At 60.2% G+C, this 397-nt stretch carries 1 protein-coding gene; it reads left to right on the top strand.

Annotated features, from left to right (window positions below):
- A partial coding sequence (locus L691_RS33190) for a WD40/YVTN/BNR-like repeat-containing protein (RefSeq protein WP_036738183.1) occupies positions 1 to 397 on the top strand: 397 nt, incomplete at both ends.

Below are 397 nucleotides of genomic sequence, written 5' to 3'. Positions count from 1 at the left end.
GCACGGGGGTAACACCGGCTTTGGCGGCTTCCGCTCCCGTCTGCGGGACGGGCGATCACGGGCTGCTGAAGGAGCTTCAGCAAAAGCATATGAGCGCTGACAGCTCGCCGCTTTCCTTTGCCGATATCCAGTTTCTTAGCGCAACCACCGGCCGCGCGGCGGGGAACGGTTTTATGATTGGCACGTCGGATGGCGGCTGCACGTTCCAGACGATTTATGAGGGCCAATGGTCGTTTCGGACAATCGAATTTCCTGACAACGTATACGGCTGGGCGCTTGCGTCCGTCCAGGAAGGACAGCCGGTCTATTTGATCCGGACGGCGGACGGCGGCTCGCATTGGAAGCGGCTGTCGAATGGGCCTGTATCCTTCACGAAGGTTCAGTTTACGGACCGGGG

Origin of the sequence: Paenibacillus zanthoxyli JH29, assembly GCF_000520715.1 — a bacterium.
In the GTDB taxonomy this organism is placed as follows: domain Bacteria; phylum Bacillota; class Bacilli; order Paenibacillales; family Paenibacillaceae; genus Paenibacillus_AQ; species Paenibacillus_AQ zanthoxyli.
The sequence above is the reverse complement of the archived record's forward strand: the minus strand, read 5'-3'. Positions and strand labels throughout refer to the sequence as shown.